Here is a 16180-nt window from a genome sequence, read left to right on the forward strand (position 1 = left end):
GTTGATTTTTGGCACGCTGTTGAGTTCTCAAGGAACGGACGCTTCCTTCGTACTCACCCTCTCGGGCTTTCCTCCGGGCTTTTCCCTTCGGTCTTGCGTTTCCGACTCTATCAGATCTTTTCGATCCGATTTCCTCGGTGCTTTCCGGCTTCTCGGTTTTTCCGATCCGCTTTCCGGCGTTGATCCGACTTTATCAGAAGTTCTGAGTCGGATTTCCCGCCCCGCTCGGTCATCCGTCCGGACACACGAAGGTGCCGGGGTTTCCCTTGCTGGCGGAGCCGTAAACGTACTGGAGCGGGGCGCCCCGATGCAAATCGAGGCGCCCCGCTCCCAGTTGGCGCTGGTCAGGCCGGGCCTGAGCCGTCCGTCAGACCTCCACGACCACCGGGAGGATCATCGGGCGCCGGCGGTAGGTGTCCGAGACCCACTTGCCGACCGAGCGGCGGATCAGCTGCTGGAGCTGGTGGGGTTCGACCACGCCGTCCTGGGCCGACTTGTTCAGGGCCTGCTCGACCTTCGGGATCACGGCGTCGAACGCCGCGTCGTCGATGCCGGAACCACGGGCGTGGATGTTCGGGCCGCTGACGATCTTGCCGGTCGAGGCGTCGACCACGACGAAGACCGAGATGATGCCCTCGTCGCCGAGGATGCGGCGGTCCTTCAGGGAGGACTCCGTGACGTCCCCGACCGAGAGACCGTCGACGTAGACGTACCCCGCCTGGACCTTGCCCACGATCCGGGCCTTGCCGTCGACCAGGTCGACCACGACGCCGTCCTCGGCGATGACGATGTGGTCCTTGGGGACGCCCGTCATCGCGCCCAGCTCGGCGTTGGCGCGCAGGTGGCGCCACTCGCCGTGGACCGGCATCAGGTTCTTCGGCCGGCAGATGTTGTAGAAGTACAGCAGCTCGCCGGCGGAGGCGTGGCCCGAGACGTGGACCTTGGCGTTGCCCTTGTGGACGACGTTGGCGCCCCAGCGGGTCAGGCCGTTGATCACGCGGTAGACGGCGTTCTCGTTGCCCGGGATGAGCGACGACGCCAGGATCACGGTGTCGCCCTGGACGATCCGGATCTGGTGGTCGCGGTTGGCCATCCGGGAGAGCGCGGCCATGGGCTCGCCCTGGGAGCCCGTACAGACCAGCACGACCTCGTCGTCCGGGAGGTCGTCGAGGGTCTTCACGTCGACGACCAGACCGGCCGGGACGCGGAGGTAGCCCAGGTCGCGCGCGATGCCCATGTTGCGGACCATCGAGCGGCCGACGAAGGCCACGCGGCGGCCGTACTCGTGCGCCGCGTCGAGGATCTGCTGGATGCGGTGCACGTGGCTGGCGAAGCTGGCCACGATGATGCGCTTCGGGGCGTTGGCGAAGACGTTCCGCAGGACGCTGGAGATGTCCTTCTCCGGCGGGACGAAGCCCGGGACCTCGGCGTTCGTCGAGTCGGACAGCAGGAGGTCGATGCCCTCCTCGCTGAGCCGCGCGAACGCGTGGAGGTCGGTGAGCCGGCCGTCCATCGGGAGCTGGTCCATCTTGAAGTCGCCGGTGGCGACGGCCATGCCCGCGGGGGTGCGGATGGCGACCGCGAGCGCGTCCGGGATGGAGTGGTTGACCGCGATGAACTCGCAGTCGAAGGGGCCCAGGGTCTCCCGGTCGCCTTCCTTCACCTCGAGGGTGTAGGGGCGGATGCGGTGCTCCTGGAGCTTCGCCTCGATCAGCGCGAGGGTCAGCTTGGAGCCGATGAGCGGGATGTCCGGCTTGAGCCGGAGCAGGTAGGGGACGCCGCCGATGTGGTCCTCGTGGCCGTGCGTGAGCACGATGCCCTCGACCTCGTCGAGGCGGTCCTTGATGGTGGTGAAGTCGGGCAGGATCAGGTCGACGCCGGGCTGCTCCTCCTCGGGGAAGAGGACGCCACAGTCGACGATCAGCAGCCGGCCTTCGTACTCGAAGACCGTCATGTTGCGGCCGATCTCACCGAGCCCGCCGAGCGGGGTGACGCGCAGGCCGCCCTTGGGCAGCTTCGGCGGGGCGCCGAGTTCAGGATGCGGATGACTCAAAAGACTCTCCTCACCACACGCGCCACGTACCGCTTGGGCACGTGGCGCGCATGACATTCGTGCACTTGCTGTTGTCAGTCGATCGTTCGACGATCGGATATTCAGTTGTGAAGTCTGTAGCTAGAGCTCTACCCCGCCGGCGGCGAGATCGACCTTGAGCTGTGCGGTCTCCTCGGGAGAGAGCTCCACGAGGGGCAGCCGCAGGGGGCCCGCGGGGAGGCCCTGGAGGGCGAGCGCGGCCTTGGTGGTCATGACGCCCTGTGTACGGAACATGCCCGTGTAGATCGGCAGCAACCGCTGGTGGATCTCGGTGGCCTTCTGGACCTCACCGTTCAGGTGGGCGTCGAGGAGGGCGCGGAGCTCGGGCGAGACCACATGGCCGACGACGGAGACGAAGCCGCAGGCGCCCACGGAGAGCAGCGGCAGGTTGAGCATGTCGTCGCCGGAGTACCAGGCGAGGCCGGACCGGGCGATGGCCCAGCTGGCGCGGCCGAGGTCGCCCTTGGCGTCCTTGTTCGCGACGATCCGGGGGTGCTCCGCGAGCCGGACGAGCGTCTCGGTGTCGATGGGGACGCCGCTGCGGCCCGGGATGTCGTAGAGCATGACCGGGAGGCCGGTGGCGTCGGCGATGGCCGAGAAGTGCCGGTACAGGCCCTCCTGCGGGGGCTTGTTGTAGTACGGCGTGACGGCGAGGAGGCCGTGTGCGCCGTCACGCTCGGCGGTGCGGGCCAGCTCGATGGAGTGGTGGGTGTCGTTGGTGCCGATGCCGGCGACGACGTGGGCGCGGTCCCCGACCGCCTCCAGTACCGCTCGTACCAGCTCCGATTTCTCCGCGTCGCTGGTGGTCGGGGACTCGCCGGTGGTGCCGTTGATGACGAGGCCGTCGTTGCCCGCGTCCACCAGATGGGCGGCGAGTCGCTGGGCACCGTCGAGGTCGAGTGCGCCGTCAGCCGTGAACGGCGTGACCATGGCGGTGAGGACCCTCCCGAAGGGGGTCTGCGGAGTGGAGATCGGAGCCATGGGTAACACGCTACTCGCTGCTCATCGCCCGGTGTCCCCTCGGGGGACGTGAGAAAGGGAGCCCGGCACTGCCTGCTCGGGGGTTCAAGCAGTGCCGGGTCCGTTTGATCAGCCTAGATGAACTTCGTGAAACGTCGCAATACGGACACTTCGCGTGACGTGGTCGTACATCTGTGCTTTAAGGGGCCACACGGCCGTTCTTGTTGAACGCGTCGTACGTGAGCGGCATGAGCTGCGCCCAGTGCTGCTCCATCTTCTCGCCGACCATCTCGATCTCCCGCTGCGGGAAGGACGGCACCTTCGCCAGCTCGTGCTGGGTGCGCAGGCCGAGGAAGTGCATCAGCGAGCGCGCGTTGCACGTGGCGTACATCGAGGAGAAGAGGCCGACGGGCAGGACCGAGCGGGCGACCTCACGGGCCACGCCCGCGGCGAGCATCTCCTGGTACGCCGCGTACGCCCGGACGTACGAGTCCTCCATGACGCGGCCGGTCAGCTCCTGCTGGGCCTCGGTGCCCTCGACGAAGACGTACTTGCCGGGGCGGCCCTCCTGGACGAGCTTGCGGGAGGCGTCGGGGACGTAGAAGACCGGCTCCAGCTCCCTGTAGCGGCCCGACTCCTCGTTGTACGACCAGCCGACGCGGTGCCGCATGAACTCGCGGAAGACGAAGATCGGGGCGCTGATGAAGAAGGTCATCGAGTTGTGCTCGAAGGGGCTGCCGTGCCGGTCCCGCATCAGGTAGTTGATGAGCCCCTTGGACCGCTCGGGGTCCTTCTGCAGCTCGTCGAGCGACTGCTCACCCGCCGTGGAGACGCGAGCCGCCCACAGCACGTCCGAGTCGGCGGCGCTGTGCTTCACCAGCTCGACGGTCACATCGCTGCGGAAGCTGGGCTTGAGGTCTGCTGCGGGGGTGTCGGTCACCGGCGGGGTCCTTCCAAAGTGCGTCGCTCGGGCGGCGCCCACTCTACGGGGAGCCACTGACAGCCGAGCCCCTCACCTGCTCCCCCACCCACCCGGACCAGTTTCTTTGGCCAATTCGGGGAAATACGGCACCGAACGGTGACTTTGGTCGTCTTTATCCGTGACAGCGCACACCACACGAGCTCCGAGGAGAGTGGCCCAGATGTTCAGCCGGCGAGAGGCCGTCCCGTTCGCATTCGTCGCCGAGGCGGACCGCTTCCGCAGTAACGTCACTCCGCCGCCCAGGGAGCGCCTCAGCGTCTCCCAGGTCGCGGGCCGTACGCTGGTCGGGCTGACCGTCGTGGCCGGTCTCGTCGGATCCCTGCTCTTCGGGATGCCGTCCATGCAGTCGGGGGCGGGCGACGGTCACCGGCAGCAGTCCCAGGCCTCCGACGGCCGCTGATCAGAACGGCCCCCCTGAGGTGGCCCGGTCGAGACCACCTGGGTAGCCTCACCGGGCACAGCCCCTTCGAGCGTGCTTGTGAGTGAGGACCAGTCGTGCCCCTGCCTTTTCTGACGGCCGACCGCGCTTTTGACGCGACCGACGACGTCGCGCTGCCGTTCGACGACCACGACCAGTGGCGCCGGCCCTACCGGCCCGGCCCCTGGCGCGTGGGGGCGGCGGCGCTCGCGCTGCTGCTCGCCTCGTTCGTCCTCTTCGCCGCGGTGATCATCGTCGCCGCCGGCGCGATGAGCGGTGCCGTCGTCACGTTCGTCCTGGCCGCCCTGATCATCGCCTCCGCGCTGCGGATGCTGCGGGTGGGGACCTGGGTGAGCCTCCACGGCGTGCGCCGGGTCGGCTTCTTCTCCACCACCACCGTGGCGTGGGCCCGGGTGACGCACGTGCGTACGGCGCAGCAGCCCGTGCGGTGGCTGGGGCTGCCGCGCACCGTCCAGGGCCAGGCCCTGATCCTCGGGCGGCAGGGTGGTGAGCAGATCGCTCTGCTCACCGACCACAACGCCGACTTCCTCTCCCGCATCGAGGCGTTCGACCGCGCGGCGGACACCGTCGAGGCGTGGAACGCCGAGTACGGCGTCGCCCCCGCCGCCCCCGCCGCTACGCGCTGACCGTACGGCCCGCGTGCAGGGCGATCGCGCGCTGCATGGCCTTGCGGGCGCGCGGGGTGTCGCGGGCGTCGTGATACGCGACCGCGAGCCGGAACCAGCAGCGCCAGTCGTCCGGGGCGTCCTCGGTCTCGGCGCGACGCTTCGCGAAGACCTCGTCGGCCGACTCCCGGTCGATGCGGCCGCCCTCCGTACGCCTCAACTCGTCCACCGGCAGGCCGCCTTCGGCCTCCAGTTCGCGGGCGAGGCGCTGCGCGTTCCGCGCGAAGGCGGTGTTCTTCCAGAGGAACCAGCCGCCCACAGCGGGCAGCAGGAACGCCACCGCGCCCATTCCCATCGCCGCGGGCTCCCCGGTCAGGACGAGCAGGACGCCCTCCATCGCCACCACCCCGAAGACGAGGACGAGGACGGTGGAGAGGAAGACGTACGTGATCTTTCCGCCCATGGCCGTCAGCCCAGGTCCAGGAAGTGTTCCAGGCCGAAGGTGAGGCCCGGGGCGGAGACGACACGGCGGGCGCCCAGAAGGATGCCCGGCATGAAGCTGCTGTGGTGCAGCGAGTCGTGACGGATCGTCAGGGTCTCGCCCTCGCTGCCGAGCAGCACCTCCTGGTGGGCCAGCAGGCCCCGGAGCCGTACGGCGTGCACCGGGACACCGTCGACGTCCGCGCCGCGTGCCCCGTCCAGGCCGGTCGTGGTCGCGTCCGGCTGTGCGCCGAGGCCGGCCTCGGCGCGTGCGGCGGCGATCAGCTGGGCGGTGCGGGTGGCGGTACCGCTGGGGGCGTCCACCTTGTGCGGGTGGTGCAGCTCGACGACCTCGACGGACTCGAAGTACGGGGCCGCGATCTGGGCGAACTTCATGGTCAGCACGGCGCCGATGGAGAAGTTCGGGGCGATCAGGACGCCGGTCTCCGGGGAGGCGGCGAGCCAGGAGTTCAGCTGCGCGAGGCGGTCCTCGGTCCAGCCGGTCGTGCCGACGACCGCGTGGATGCCGTGGCGCACGCAGTAGTCGAGGTTGCCCATCACGGAGTCCGGGGTGGTCAGTTCGACCGCGACCTGGGCGCCCGCCTCGGTGAGCGTCTCCAGCTTGTCGCCGCGGCCGAGCGCCGCGACCAGTTCCATGTCCTCGGCGGCCTCGACGGCCCGTACGGCCTCGGAGCCGATACGGCCCTTGGCGCCGACGACCGCCACGCGCAGCTTGCTCATTGCTCTCTGAACTCCTTCTAGGAGACGGATTCGTGCAGGCGTGCCGCCTGCTTGTCCTTCAGCGGCCCTATGGCGGACAGCGAGGGACGCTGTCCGAGCACATCACGGGCCACCTCGCGGACCTCGTCCGGGGTGACGGCGGCGATCCGGGCGAGCATGTCGTCGACCGACATCTGGGTGCCCCAGCACAGCTCGCTCTTGCCGATGCGGTTCATCAGCGCGCCGGTGTCCTCCAGGCCGAGGACGGTCGAGCCGGAGAGCTGGCCGACGGCGCGGGCGATCTCGTCGTCGGTCAGACCGTCCGTGGCGACCTTGTCGAGCTCGTCACGGCAGATCTTCAGCACGTCGTGGACCTGGCTGGGGCGGCAGCCCGCGTAGACCCCGAAGAGGCCGCAGTCGGCGAAGCCGGAGGTGTACGAGTACACGCTGTAGGCCAGGCCGCGCTTCTCGCGGACCTCCTGGAAGAGGCGCGAGGACATGCCGCCGCCGAGGGCCGTGTTCAGTACGCCGAGGGCCCAGCGGCGCTCGTCGGTGCGGGCCAGGCCCGGCATGCCGAGGACCACATGGGCCTGCTCGGTCTTGCGGCCCAGGACCTCGACGGCGCCCGCCGTGCGGATCGTGCGCCGGCCGTCGCGGGGGGCGACGGGAACCGCGTCCGTACGGGAGAGCGCGCCGGCCTTCTCGAAGGCGCGGCGGACCTGTCGTACGACGGTGGCGTGGTCGATGTTGCCCGCGGCGGCGACGACGAGGTGCGTCGGGTCGTAGTGCTTCTTGTAGAAGCGGGCGATCCGGCCGCGGTCGAGGGCGTTGATCGTGTCGACCGTGCCGAGGACGGGGCGGCCCAGCGGGGTGTCGCCGAACATCGTCTGCGCGAACAGGTCGTGCACGACGTCGCCCGGGTCGTCCTCGGTCATCGCGATCTCTTCGAGGATGACGCCGCGCTCGGCGTCCACGTCCTCCTCGAGGATCAGCGAGCCGGTCAGCATGTCGCACACCACGTCGATGGCGAGCGGCAGGTCGGTGTCGAGGACCCGCGCGTAGTAGCAGGTGAACTCCTTCGCCGTGAAGGCGTTCATCTCTCCGCCGACCGCGTCGAGCGCGGAGGAGATGTCGAGGGCACTGCGTCGCTTCGTGCCCTTGAAGAGGAGGTGCTCCAGGTAGTGCGTGGCGCCGTTGAGCGTGGGCGTCTCGTCGCGCGAGCCGACGTGCGCCCAGATGCCGAAGGTCGCGGAGCGTACGGAGGGGAGGGTCTCGGTGACGATCCGCAGGCCGCCGGGGAGGGTGGTGCGGCGGACCGTGCCGATGCCGTCCCTGCCCGGGAGAAGCGTTTGGGTACGGGCGACGGCCCGCCCCTCCGAAGAGGGGCGGGCCGTCACACGGGAACTACGGGACGTCACTGGTCGGTGTCGTCCTTCGCGTCCTCGGCGGCGCCGTCCTCGTCCGCGATCACGGGGATCAGGGAGAGCTTGCCGCGCTGGTCGATCTCGGCGATCTCGACCTGGACCTTGGAGCCGACCGCGAGCACGTCCTCGACGTTCTCCACGCGCTTGCCACCGGCGAGCTTGCGGATCTGCGAGATGTGCAGCAGACCGTCCTTGCCCGGGAGCAGGGACACGAACGCACCGAAGGTGGTGGTCTTGACGACCGTACCCAGGTAGCGCTCGCCGACCTCCGGCATGGTCGGGTTGGCGATGCCGTTGATCGTGGCGCGGGCGGCCTCGGCGGCCGGGCCGTCGGCGGCACCGATGTAGATGGTGCCGTCGTCCTCGATCGTGATGTCGGCGCCGGTGTCCTCCTGGATCTGGTTGATCATCTTGCCCTTGGGGCCGATGACCTCACCGATCTTGTCCACCGGGATCTTGACGGTGATGATGCGCGGCGCGTTCGGGGACATCTCGTCCGGAACGTCGATCGCCTCGTTCATCACGTCGAGGATGTGCAGACGCGCGTCACGGGCCTGCTTCAGCGCGGCGGCCAGGACCGAGGCGGGGATGCCGTCGAGCTTGGTGTCGAGCTGGAGCGCGGTGACGAAGGTCTTCGTACCGGCGACCTTGAAGTCCATGTCGCCGAAGGCGTCCTCCGCACCGAGGATGTCGGTGAGGGCGACGTAGTGGGTCTTGCCGTCGATCTCCTCGGAGATCAGACCCATGGCGATACCGGCGACGGGGGCCTTCAGCGGCACACCGGCGTTCAGCAGCGACATGGTGGAGGCGCAGACCGAGCCCATGGACGTCGAGCCGTTGGAGCCGAGGGCCTCGGACACCTGGCGGATCGCGTAGGGGAACTCCTCGCGCGTCGGCAGCACCGGCACGATGGCGCGCTCGGCGAGCGCGCCGTGGCCGATCTCGCGGCGCTTGGGCGAGCCCACGCGGCCGGTCTCACCGACGGAGTACGGCGGGAAGTTGTAGTTGTGCATGTAGCGCTTGCGGGTCACCGGGGAGAGGGTGTCCAGCTGCTGCTCCATGCGGAGCATGTTCAGGGTGGTGACGCCCAGGATCTGGGTCTCGCCACGCTCGAACAGCGCCGAGCCGTGCACGCGCGGGATGGCCTCGACCTCGGCGGCGAGGGTACGGATGTCCGTGATCCCGCGGCCGTCGATGCGGACCTTGTCCTTGATGATCCGCTCGCGGACCAGCTTCTTGGTCAGCGCGCGGTAGGCGCCGGAGATCTCCTTCTCGCGGCCCTCGAAGGCCGGGAGGAGCTTCTCGGCGGCGAGCTCCTTGACGCGGTCGAGCTCGGCCTCGCGCTCCTGCTTGCCGGCGATCGTGAGCGCCTGGGCGAGCTCGCTCCTGACGGCGGCGGTGAGCGCCTCCAGGACGTCGTCCTGGTAGTCGAGGAAGACCGGGAACTCGCCGGTGGGCTTGGCGGCCTTGGCGGCGAGGTCCGACTGGGCCTTGCAGAGGACCTTGATGAAGGGCTTCGCGGCCTCGAGACCGGCGGCGACGACCTCCTCGGTCGGCGCCTCGGCGCCGCCCTTGACGAGCTCGATGGTCTTCTCGGTGGCCTCGGCCTCGACCATCATGATCGCGACGTCGCCGTCCTCCAGGACGCGACCGGCGACGACCATGTCGAAGACGGCGTCCTCGAGCTCGGTGTGCGTCGGGAACGCGACCCACTGGCCGTTGATCAGGGCGACACGGGTGCCGCCGATCGGGCCGGAGAAGGGCAGGCCGGCCAGCTGCGTGGAGCAGGAGGCGGCGTTGATGGCGACCACGTCGTAGAGGTGGTCGGGGTTGAGCGCCATGATCGTCTCGACGATCTGGATCTCGTTGCGCAGGCCCTTCTTGAAGGAGGGGCGCAGCGGGCGGTCGATCAGGCGGCAGGTGAGGACGGCGTCCTCGGAGGGGCGGCCTTCCCGGCGGAAGAAGGAGCCGGGGATCTTGCCGGCCGCGTACATCCGCTCCTCGACGTCCACCGTGAGGGGGAAGAAGTCGAGCTGGTCCTTGGGCTTCTTGGACGCGGTGGTGGCCGAAAGGACCATCGTGTCGTCGTCCAGGTACGCCACGGCGGAGCCGGCGGCCTGCTTGGCCAGGCGGCCCGTCTCGAAGCGGATGGTGCGGGTGCCGAAGGTGCCGTTGTCGATGACGGCCTCGGCGTAGTGGGTCTCGTTCTCCACTAGCGGTTTCTCCTACGTGTTCGTCTTTTCGTCCATCGGCCCGTGTGGCCGGGGACGGTGGTGGAGGAGAAGCGCGCCTTCGGGTGCGGGCCGGTCTTCGATCGAAGCACCCGGGGATTTGGGGTCCGGGGGCCACTACCGAGGACCGGCGGCGTGCCGGCGGCCTCTCACTCGTGAATGTGGCGTTGTGTGACCAGACTAAGTGCCGGTCGGTACATCGCGCACGTACAGCAAAGGGAGCGGCCCCCTAAAAGTGGGAACCGCTCCCTTCACGGCGTCCTTACTTGGCACCGCCGGCCGCACCGCGGCGGATGCCGAGGCGGTCGACCAGGGTACGGAAGCGCTGGATGTCCTTCTTGGCCAGGTACTGCAGCAGGCGGCGACGCTGGCCGACCAGGATCAGCAGACCACGACGGGAGTGGTGGTCGTGCTTGTGCTGCTTGAGGTGCTCGGTCAGGTCCGAGATGCGGCGGGAGAGCATCGCGACCTGAACCTCGGGGGAGCCGGTGTCGCCCTCCTTCTGGCCGAACTCGGCGAAAATCTGCTTCTTCGTAGCGGCGTCGAGAGACACTCGGTACTCCTCTGGTGTTCGTGCGCCCACGAGTGCCCCTGGTCTTGGTCTCAGGGGAGCTTCCGTGACTCGGAGGCGAAGGTCCGATGAGCGCAGCTCCCAGAGAATCCGCTGAATCCGGGGATTCGGGGTGCTTCCGGGAGCGCGTACACAAACGGCCGTTACACAGGGTACCAGGTGTCCGCAGGCCCCCTACTTGCTGGTGAGGGAGCGAGCCGCCATGAAGACGTCCAGCACGGCGAGGCAGAGGGGGACGAGGGAGAGGAGGACGAAGCCCTCGGTCAGGTCGAGCAGGCGGCCCCAGAAGGGAGAGAGGCCCTTCCTCGGGATGATCAGTCCGATCGCGGTGACCAGAGCGGCGCCCGCGGCGACGGCGGCCGTGAGCCAGATCGTACGGATGTCGAGGCCTCCGCGGTCCCCGTAGATCAACAGGTCCTTGACCAGGTCGACCGGCGGGTTGAGGGAGAGGCCGAGGATCAGCAGGCTGATCGCGGCGATTCCGGCGACGAGAACGCACGCGACCTGCGAGGTGTAGCGGAAGAGGGGCCCGCAGGAGCATCGCGAGGCCGGCGGCCAGCGCGAGGAGCTGGCCCCAGACGTTGCCGGCGAAGCCCGCGAAGAAGACGCAGGCGGCCAAAAGAACATCCAGAGGGTCGGGCGTCCGTTGTGGACCGGACGGGCCCGGCAGATCGGCGCGACCAACTTCGGCATCACCCGGGGGGAGCTCGATGCCGCGCAAAAAGAGGCGAAGGCGATGGAGTCGCTGCTGCGGGACGCCCACAGCACGCTCACGGAGCTCAAGGGCCGGGCGAAGACGGCTGTCGACGAGGCGGCCACGGCTGACATGACGGTCTCGGAGTGAGGCGTCGCGAGCTACGACTGCAGCAAGGTCACTGAGAAGGAGGCCTACTCGATCCGGCACGGTCCCGACTTGCGGTTGACGGAGCAGTCGTACACGAAGAGGATCAACGATGCGGTCAAGGCGACCCGGAGTTCGACCAGGACGTCAAGACCGCCCCGCTGAACGCCTCCGTCGCGGACGGCGCGGCGCCGCTGGGCTTCAACTCCAAGCCGGTGGGCAACGTCGAGGCCGTGGAGGGCCTCGCCCTCTCGGGGAAGGCGCCCGCAATGGCGATTCGTCGCTGGACGGCCTGCTCAACATCATGAGGAATGACCGGGGCGGCGCGGGTCTTGCACCACTCGGTCCAGTACCTCGACCCGAAGCTGAACGAGGGCAAGTTCCCCGGGGATCTCACGAACCTCCAGAAGCCGATGGCGCATGTCAACGACACCCATCGCAGGGAAGCCTCGCGTCATGCTGGGGGTAGCCGAGGACGGGGACTCGTTCGCCCTCATCTACAAAGAAGGAACGTGCTTACTCGGCCAAGCAGTTCGCCTGTGCCCCGCGTTCACGGGTGACTCGACGACGGTCAGAAATCCCACGGGGACCACGAGGCCAAGCAGGTCAGAGGCGCGCTGGGCGCACTGAACAGCATGGGCACCGACGTCTACATCGACAAGAAGGACTCGAGTGACAACTACTCGAAGGTCAAGGACAGTACGAACGGCCTCTTGGACGCCTGGCGGAAGAAGCAAGGAATTCTCGAAAAGGGCCCGCACAAGTCCGCAAGGGACACAGCGAACGGTGGCTACGAGGACGGACGCATCGCGGCTGCGGCCCACATGACCGCTCTCGGGTGCTCTCGCGCTCTCCGGTCGCCGCTGTGGCCCTCCCCCTGCTCGCGGTCTCCTGCAGTTCGGGCGACTCCGGTTCCCAGGTCGAGGAGCTGGGCGGGGAGCTGAGCGAGCCGTCACGCAAGGCCGTTTTCCGCGCCGACGCCACACTGGCGGTGGACCGCGGCAAGAACGTGAGCCCACAGAGGGAGGCGAGTGAACTCGTTTCCTCTACCTCATGACGCGCGAGGCCACGAAAGTCCTCGACTGTGAGAACCAGCCATTGACCAAGGACCCTGTGGTGAAGCCACTCGTCAGGGAACACTGAAAGACGATCATGAATCTTACGAAGCGCACACTCGCCGGCGCGGCAGGCGCCCTCATGCTGTCCACCCTCGTCGCCTGCGGAGGCGACGGGGCGGACGCTGGGGGTTCCCTGAGCGTGGACCGGGTGGTCGAGCTCGCAGAGGGTGTCGGGAAGGACGGGGCCGACGCGTGTCCGGTGCCTTACGACGCCGGGAAGGCTGCCGAGGCGGCGAACGTCGGCGAGGGGATCGAGGCCGGCGCGGCGGGGGCCGAGGCGGGCGACCCGATGGCGACGGGCGAGGGCGGAAAGACGACGGAGCCGCAGTCGGCGTTCGCCGGCAAGGCCGGCGGGATCATCACCTGCTCGTACCACGTGGGCGGTGAGGACCTGACGGTCCACACCGTCGGTACGGAAGCGGGGAGCGCGACCAACTACCTCCTGCCCACCGCCCAGCAGGCCGGCGGCATGTCCGTCGAGGACGTGAAGGCCTTCGGCACCAAGGCCTACGACGCGAAGCCCGGCGAGCACGTGGCGAGCAAGGGCGGGAACGTGGTGACCGTCCGGCTCGACTCCGGCGGGAAGGGAGACGTGGCTCTGCTCCTGACCGTCGGGGAGGACGACAAGAGCGCGCTCGAGCCGGACCAGGTCGTGGAGCTGGCGCGGACTTTCGCCGCGCAGGCGAAGTGAATCCGCCGTCCGTCTGACACTGGGAGCCGTCCGGGTCGATCATTGACGGGCGACGACGTTCCACCCGCACTAAGGAGCAGAGACTGATGGGCACTCAGCAGGAGAAGGACGAGCTGTACGCGCTCGACATCAGCGATGTCGAGTGGCAGGGCGCCCCCGGCACGAGCCCCGACGAGGAGCGCGTGGAGATCGCCCATCTGCCCGGCGGGGCCGTCGCGATGCGGTCCTCCCTCGACCCGGACACGGTCCTGCGCTACACCGAGGCGGAGTGGACGGCGTTCGTCCTGGGCGCGAGGGACGGCGAGTTCGACCTGAAGTAGGGCGCGTACGCGAGCGTACGAGGTGCACGCGAAGGGGCCCGCCCCAGGATGGGACGGGCCCCTTCTGCTTGCGCTGAACGGGAAGGGTCAGCAGCCGTCGGTGAACAGGCGCGACCCTTGACCTCCGTGGCGCGTAGCTGTCCTTGCCCGCCTCGATCTGCTTCGCGACAATCTTGAGGCAGTTCTAAGTTGTGACCGGGCAACACGTTGCCGCGGAGTATCCGACACCGTCGAATCGCCCCCGGCGTCGAGCACGGCGACAGTGACACCCTTGGCGGACGCCAGCGATCACGGCGCTCAGCGGACCGATCACACGGCTGCGGCAGGCACGGGCAAGCGGGGGCATGCGCGAAAGCTCGCCCTGAGGGCCGTGGCATGCCCCTGGACGTGCGTCATCCGCCCAATCCTTGAGCTGTACGCCACCCTCTGTGCGGTCGAAGTCCCGCTGGGCGAAGACGAACGTGGCCCTTATGAACACTGGCTTCTTTACCGCCGCCGGGCTGCTCGGACACAGCCCGTTCAGCTCATACCGCCGTGACGCCATGAGTCGCCATTTTCGTCAGGGCGCAGTCTTCAGCGAAGAGTTCGGGGGGTCAGGCACCTCGCCGCGGCTGTCGGACCGGCCCCCTACTATGTCTGCTGCCCGAAGGCGCCTGAGGGGCCGGTAGGGTGATCCAGCTGCCAAGGCCCTGGCGGCCCAGGGCGATCGGGACGAATGGGGGATTCTCCATGATGGCATCCGCGACGCGGACGTGGCACGCGGCTGCCGCATCCTCTCTCCGCGCCCTGGCAGTCGGTGGTGACGTTGCTGCCGTATCTGAGCCCCGTGGCGCCACGCCTCTTGGAGAAGTCCTCTCTGGTGGGCATCCAGCGGGTGTCCCCGGAAGAGGCTGTGCAGATCGGCCGGATCATGGGCCTTCCGCGGCCTGAGTCGGAGGCGTTGTCGACGCTCGCCGACGGTGTGACCCTGTGGTGCACGCCGCGGGACCGGCAGTTCGTGATGACCCAGGCGACGGACGCCGAGACCGGATTGTTGGGCAGCGCACGCCGGATGGACTGACGGCGAGACAATTCCCCACCCTGTCCCTTTATGCGCGGATTTGGATTGCCAGGTGATCGCCTGACAGTTCACTCTGCGGTACCCGTAGGTCACTTGGGGGCGAGACGTGATCTACGGGACAGATGCGGGCGGGCAGCCGGGCCTGCCCCACGAACGCGGTTGGCGTTTAGGGTGGGTAGAGCCCGCCCACGACAGCACAAGGGTGCGCGACCACACCAGGAGGCAAAGTGAACGGCGATCGGGACGAGATCCACGGGGGTTGGAATCCACCCGCCGATGATCAGTCCGACGCGGATCCCGCCGAGATGACGGGTGAGTTCACCATCGACTACACCCCTCCGGCCTGGTACACGCAGAACGCGTCGGGATCGGCCGGCTCCGGGGCCGCCGGAGGCGCTACGCCGCCGGCGCCGCATGGTGCTCCGCCTGCCGTTCCGGGGCTTCCGGCGGGCAGCGGATTCGAGCCCAACTGGGCACCCCAGCCGCCGGCACCGCCGGCTCCGGGGCCGCCGGCTCCGGGGCCGGTCACGCCGGCCATGCCCGCCGCTCCGGGACCGGTCGCGCCCGCGATGCCCGCGGCTCCGGGCCCCGTTACGCCCGCGATGCCCGCGGCTGAGGGCTCCGTCGCGCCCACCACGCCCGGCATGCCCGCCGCTCCGGGACCGGTCGTGCCCGCGATGCCTGCCGCACCGGCGACGCCCGCCGCCGACGGGTCGTTCGGGGGCGGCGATCTGGAAAGCGGCGCCACCATGCGCTTCTCTCCCGCCGCCATGAAGCGCGAGATGGCGGAGATCTCCGAGCGTGCGGCCGCCGCCGCGCACACGGGTCCCGGGGAAACCGGCCCGACATCTGCCCCCAGCGGGGCTGCGGTCGACAGCTCGGCGGCCCCGACGGACCGCGCTACGAGCTCCGGCGACGGTGCGGCGTCCGACGATGCCTCCGGCGCCGGCACTCCGCCCACGCCGCCCACGCCGCCCACTCCGCCCACGTTCGACACCCATGGCGCGCCCGACGGTGTCCCCGCGGAGCCGGACGGCCGTTCCACCGAGGCCGTCGGCACCGCCGACGGTGAATCCGCCGGACCGGCGGAGAGCGACGCTCCCGCGGATGGGGTTTCGGCCGCTGTGCCCGACGGCTCCGCTCCGGCGGAGGATGTGAGCGGCGCGGCACCGGATGCCACCGAGACGCCGGGCGACGCCTCGGCCCCCGTCCTGCCGGGTGAGGCGCATGACGGCGCCTCAGGCGCTCTGCCGCCCGCCGACGAACCCCAGGACGCCGTCCCGGCGCCGATGCCGCCCGTGGTACCTGCGGCACCCGCGCCGCAGGACGGCGCGGGACTGCCGCCGCTGCCGCCGTCGTTCCAGCCCGCGACGCCCACGCCCGCGCCGCAGTGGCCCGCCCCGGTGGCTCCCGGCGACCAGTCGGCGCCGGCACCGGCACCGGCCACACCGATGCCGGCCGCCGCCTCCTGGCAGACGCCGCCTGCCGCCGTTCCGCCGCAGGGCGGGTACGGGTTCCCGCAGCCGGGTCAGGCCGAGCAGCCGCCCGCGGCACAGCCGCCCCAGGGCGGCTACGGATTCCCCCAGCCCGGTCAGGTCCCGGCCGCTCAGGCTCAGCCCGCCGCCGTGCCTCCGCAGGCCCAGGCC

General features: G+C 69.4%; 14 protein-coding genes and 2 pseudogenes. 7 read left to right on the top strand and 9 right to left on the bottom strand.

From position 1 onward, the window contains the following. Positions 1 to 367 precede the first annotated feature (367 nt). The 3 genes from ACZ3IJ_RS04755 to thyX form a co-directional block, all read right to left on the bottom strand. The gene (locus ACZ3IJ_RS04755) at positions 368 to 2053 is read right to left on the bottom strand and encodes a ribonuclease J (protein WP_467466278.1); all 1686 of its coding nucleotides are present in this window, start codon (positions 2051 to 2053) and stop codon (positions 368 to 370) included. 120 nt (positions 2054 to 2173) lie between these two features. Continuing rightward, on the bottom strand, positions 2174 to 3073 hold the full coding sequence (gene dapA, locus ACZ3IJ_RS04760; RefSeq protein ID WP_391798150.1) for a 4-hydroxy-tetrahydrodipicolinate synthase: 900 nt from the start codon (positions 3071 to 3073) through the stop codon (positions 2174 to 2176). Positions 3074 to 3251: 178 nt separating this feature from the next. Beyond that, positions 3252 to 3992 carry an FAD-dependent thymidylate synthase gene (gene thyX, locus ACZ3IJ_RS04765; RefSeq protein ID WP_391798151.1) on the bottom strand — a complete coding sequence of 247 codons (741 nt, stop codon included), beginning with the start codon at positions 3990 to 3992 and terminating at the stop codon, positions 3252 to 3254. A 202-nt stretch (positions 3993 to 4194) separates the two neighbouring features. On the opposite strand from thyX, the gene ACZ3IJ_RS04770 reads away from it, so the two are divergent. Together ACZ3IJ_RS04770 and ACZ3IJ_RS04775 are read left to right on the top strand one after the other, a co-directional pair. Continuing rightward, complete coding sequence (locus ACZ3IJ_RS04770; protein WP_391798152.1) at positions 4195 to 4434, top strand: hypothetical protein; 240 nt, start codon at positions 4195 to 4197, stop codon at positions 4432 to 4434. A gap of 95 nt (positions 4435 to 4529) precedes the next feature. Then, positions 4530 to 5099 carry a hypothetical protein gene (locus tag ACZ3IJ_RS04775; RefSeq protein WP_467466280.1) on the top strand — a complete coding sequence of 190 codons (570 nt, stop codon included), beginning with the start codon at positions 4530 to 4532 and terminating at the stop codon, positions 5097 to 5099. On the opposite strand, the gene ACZ3IJ_RS04780 is transcribed toward ACZ3IJ_RS04775, so the two are convergent. The 6 genes and pseudogenes from ACZ3IJ_RS04780 to ACZ3IJ_RS04805 form a co-directional block, all read right to left on the bottom strand. Continuing rightward, complete coding sequence (locus tag ACZ3IJ_RS04780; protein ID WP_467466282.1) at positions 5089 to 5541, bottom strand: hypothetical protein; 453 nt, start codon at positions 5539 to 5541, stop codon at positions 5089 to 5091. The genes ACZ3IJ_RS04775 and ACZ3IJ_RS04780 overlap by 11 nt on opposite strands. 5 nt (positions 5542 to 5546) lie before the next feature. After that, positions 5547 to 6299 carry a 4-hydroxy-tetrahydrodipicolinate reductase gene (gene dapB, locus ACZ3IJ_RS04785; RefSeq protein ID WP_467466283.1) on the bottom strand — a complete coding sequence of 251 codons (753 nt, stop codon included), beginning with the start codon at positions 6297 to 6299 and terminating at the stop codon, positions 5547 to 5549. Positions 6300 to 6316: 17 nt separating this feature from the next. Continuing rightward, positions 6317 to 7696, bottom strand: a complete 1380-nt coding sequence (locus ACZ3IJ_RS04790; protein ID WP_467466284.1) for a M16 family metallopeptidase — start codon at positions 7694 to 7696, stop codon at positions 6317 to 6319. Beyond that, the gene (locus ACZ3IJ_RS04795; RefSeq protein WP_391798157.1) at positions 7693 to 9915 is read right to left on the bottom strand and encodes a polyribonucleotide nucleotidyltransferase; all 2223 of its coding nucleotides are present in this window, start codon (positions 9913 to 9915) and stop codon (positions 7693 to 7695) included. The genes ACZ3IJ_RS04790 and ACZ3IJ_RS04795 overlap by 4 nt, the downstream gene beginning before the upstream one ends. Positions 9916 to 10195: 280 nt before the next feature. Beyond that, positions 10196 to 10486, bottom strand: coding sequence for a 30S ribosomal protein S15 (gene rpsO, locus ACZ3IJ_RS04800; protein WP_331917982.1), 291 nt, complete (start codon positions 10484 to 10486; stop codon positions 10196 to 10198). A 192-nt stretch (positions 10487 to 10678) separates the two neighbouring features. Beyond that, a pseudogene (locus tag ACZ3IJ_RS04805) lies at positions 10679 to 11099 on the bottom strand (type VII secretion integral membrane protein EccD); the annotation flags it as partial. Between the two features lie 51 nt (positions 11100 to 11150). On the opposite strand from ACZ3IJ_RS04805, the gene ACZ3IJ_RS04810 reads away from it, so the two are divergent. From ACZ3IJ_RS04810 to ACZ3IJ_RS04830, 5 genes and pseudogenes are all read left to right on the top strand, one after another. Continuing rightward, the gene (locus ACZ3IJ_RS04810) at positions 11151 to 11348 is read left to right on the top strand and encodes a hypothetical protein (RefSeq protein WP_467466285.1); all 198 of its coding nucleotides are present in this window, start codon (positions 11151 to 11153) and stop codon (positions 11346 to 11348) included. Between the two features lie 1149 nt (positions 11349 to 12497). Beyond that, positions 12498 to 13154, top strand: a complete 657-nt coding sequence (locus ACZ3IJ_RS04815) for a hypothetical protein (RefSeq protein WP_467466286.1) — start codon at positions 12498 to 12500, stop codon at positions 13152 to 13154. An 86-nt stretch (positions 13155 to 13240) separates the two neighbouring features. Further along, complete coding sequence (locus tag ACZ3IJ_RS04820) at positions 13241 to 13474, top strand: DUF397 domain-containing protein (protein ID WP_467466287.1); 234 nt, start codon at positions 13241 to 13243, stop codon at positions 13472 to 13474. 739 nt (positions 13475 to 14213) lie between these two features. Further along, positions 14214 to 14534: pseudogene (locus tag ACZ3IJ_RS04825) on the top strand (hypothetical protein); the annotation flags it as partial. Positions 14535 to 14761: 227 nt separating this feature from the next. Beyond that, positions 14762 to 16180: SCO5717 family growth-regulating ATPase (locus ACZ3IJ_RS04830; RefSeq protein ID WP_467466288.1), on the top strand; the 1419-nt coding region annotated here is incomplete at its 3' end.

Source organism: Streptomyces sp. NPDC013317, from assembly GCF_055563155.1.

Coding starts and splice junctions, on each gene's coding strand:
- ACZ3IJ_RS04770 (WP_391798152.1), top strand. CDS start 4,195: ATGTTCAGCCGGCGAGAGGCCGTCCCGTTCGCATTCGTCGCCGAGGCG.
- ACZ3IJ_RS04820 (WP_467466287.1), top strand. CDS start 13,241: ATGGGCACTCAGCAGGAGAAGGACGAGCTGTACGCGCTCGACATCAGC.
- ACZ3IJ_RS04815 (WP_467466286.1), top strand. CDS start 12,498: ATGAATCTTACGAAGCGCACACTCGCCGGCGCGGCAGGCGCCCTCATG.
- ACZ3IJ_RS04780 (WP_467466282.1), bottom strand. CDS start 5,541: ATGGGCGGAAAGATCACGTACGTCTTCCTCTCCACCGTCCTCGTCCTC.
- dapA (WP_391798150.1), bottom strand. CDS start 3,073: ATGGCTCCGATCTCCACTCCGCAGACCCCCTTCGGGAGGGTCCTCACC.
- dapB (WP_467466283.1), bottom strand. CDS start 6,299: ATGAGCAAGCTGCGCGTGGCGGTCGTCGGCGCCAAGGGCCGTATCGGC.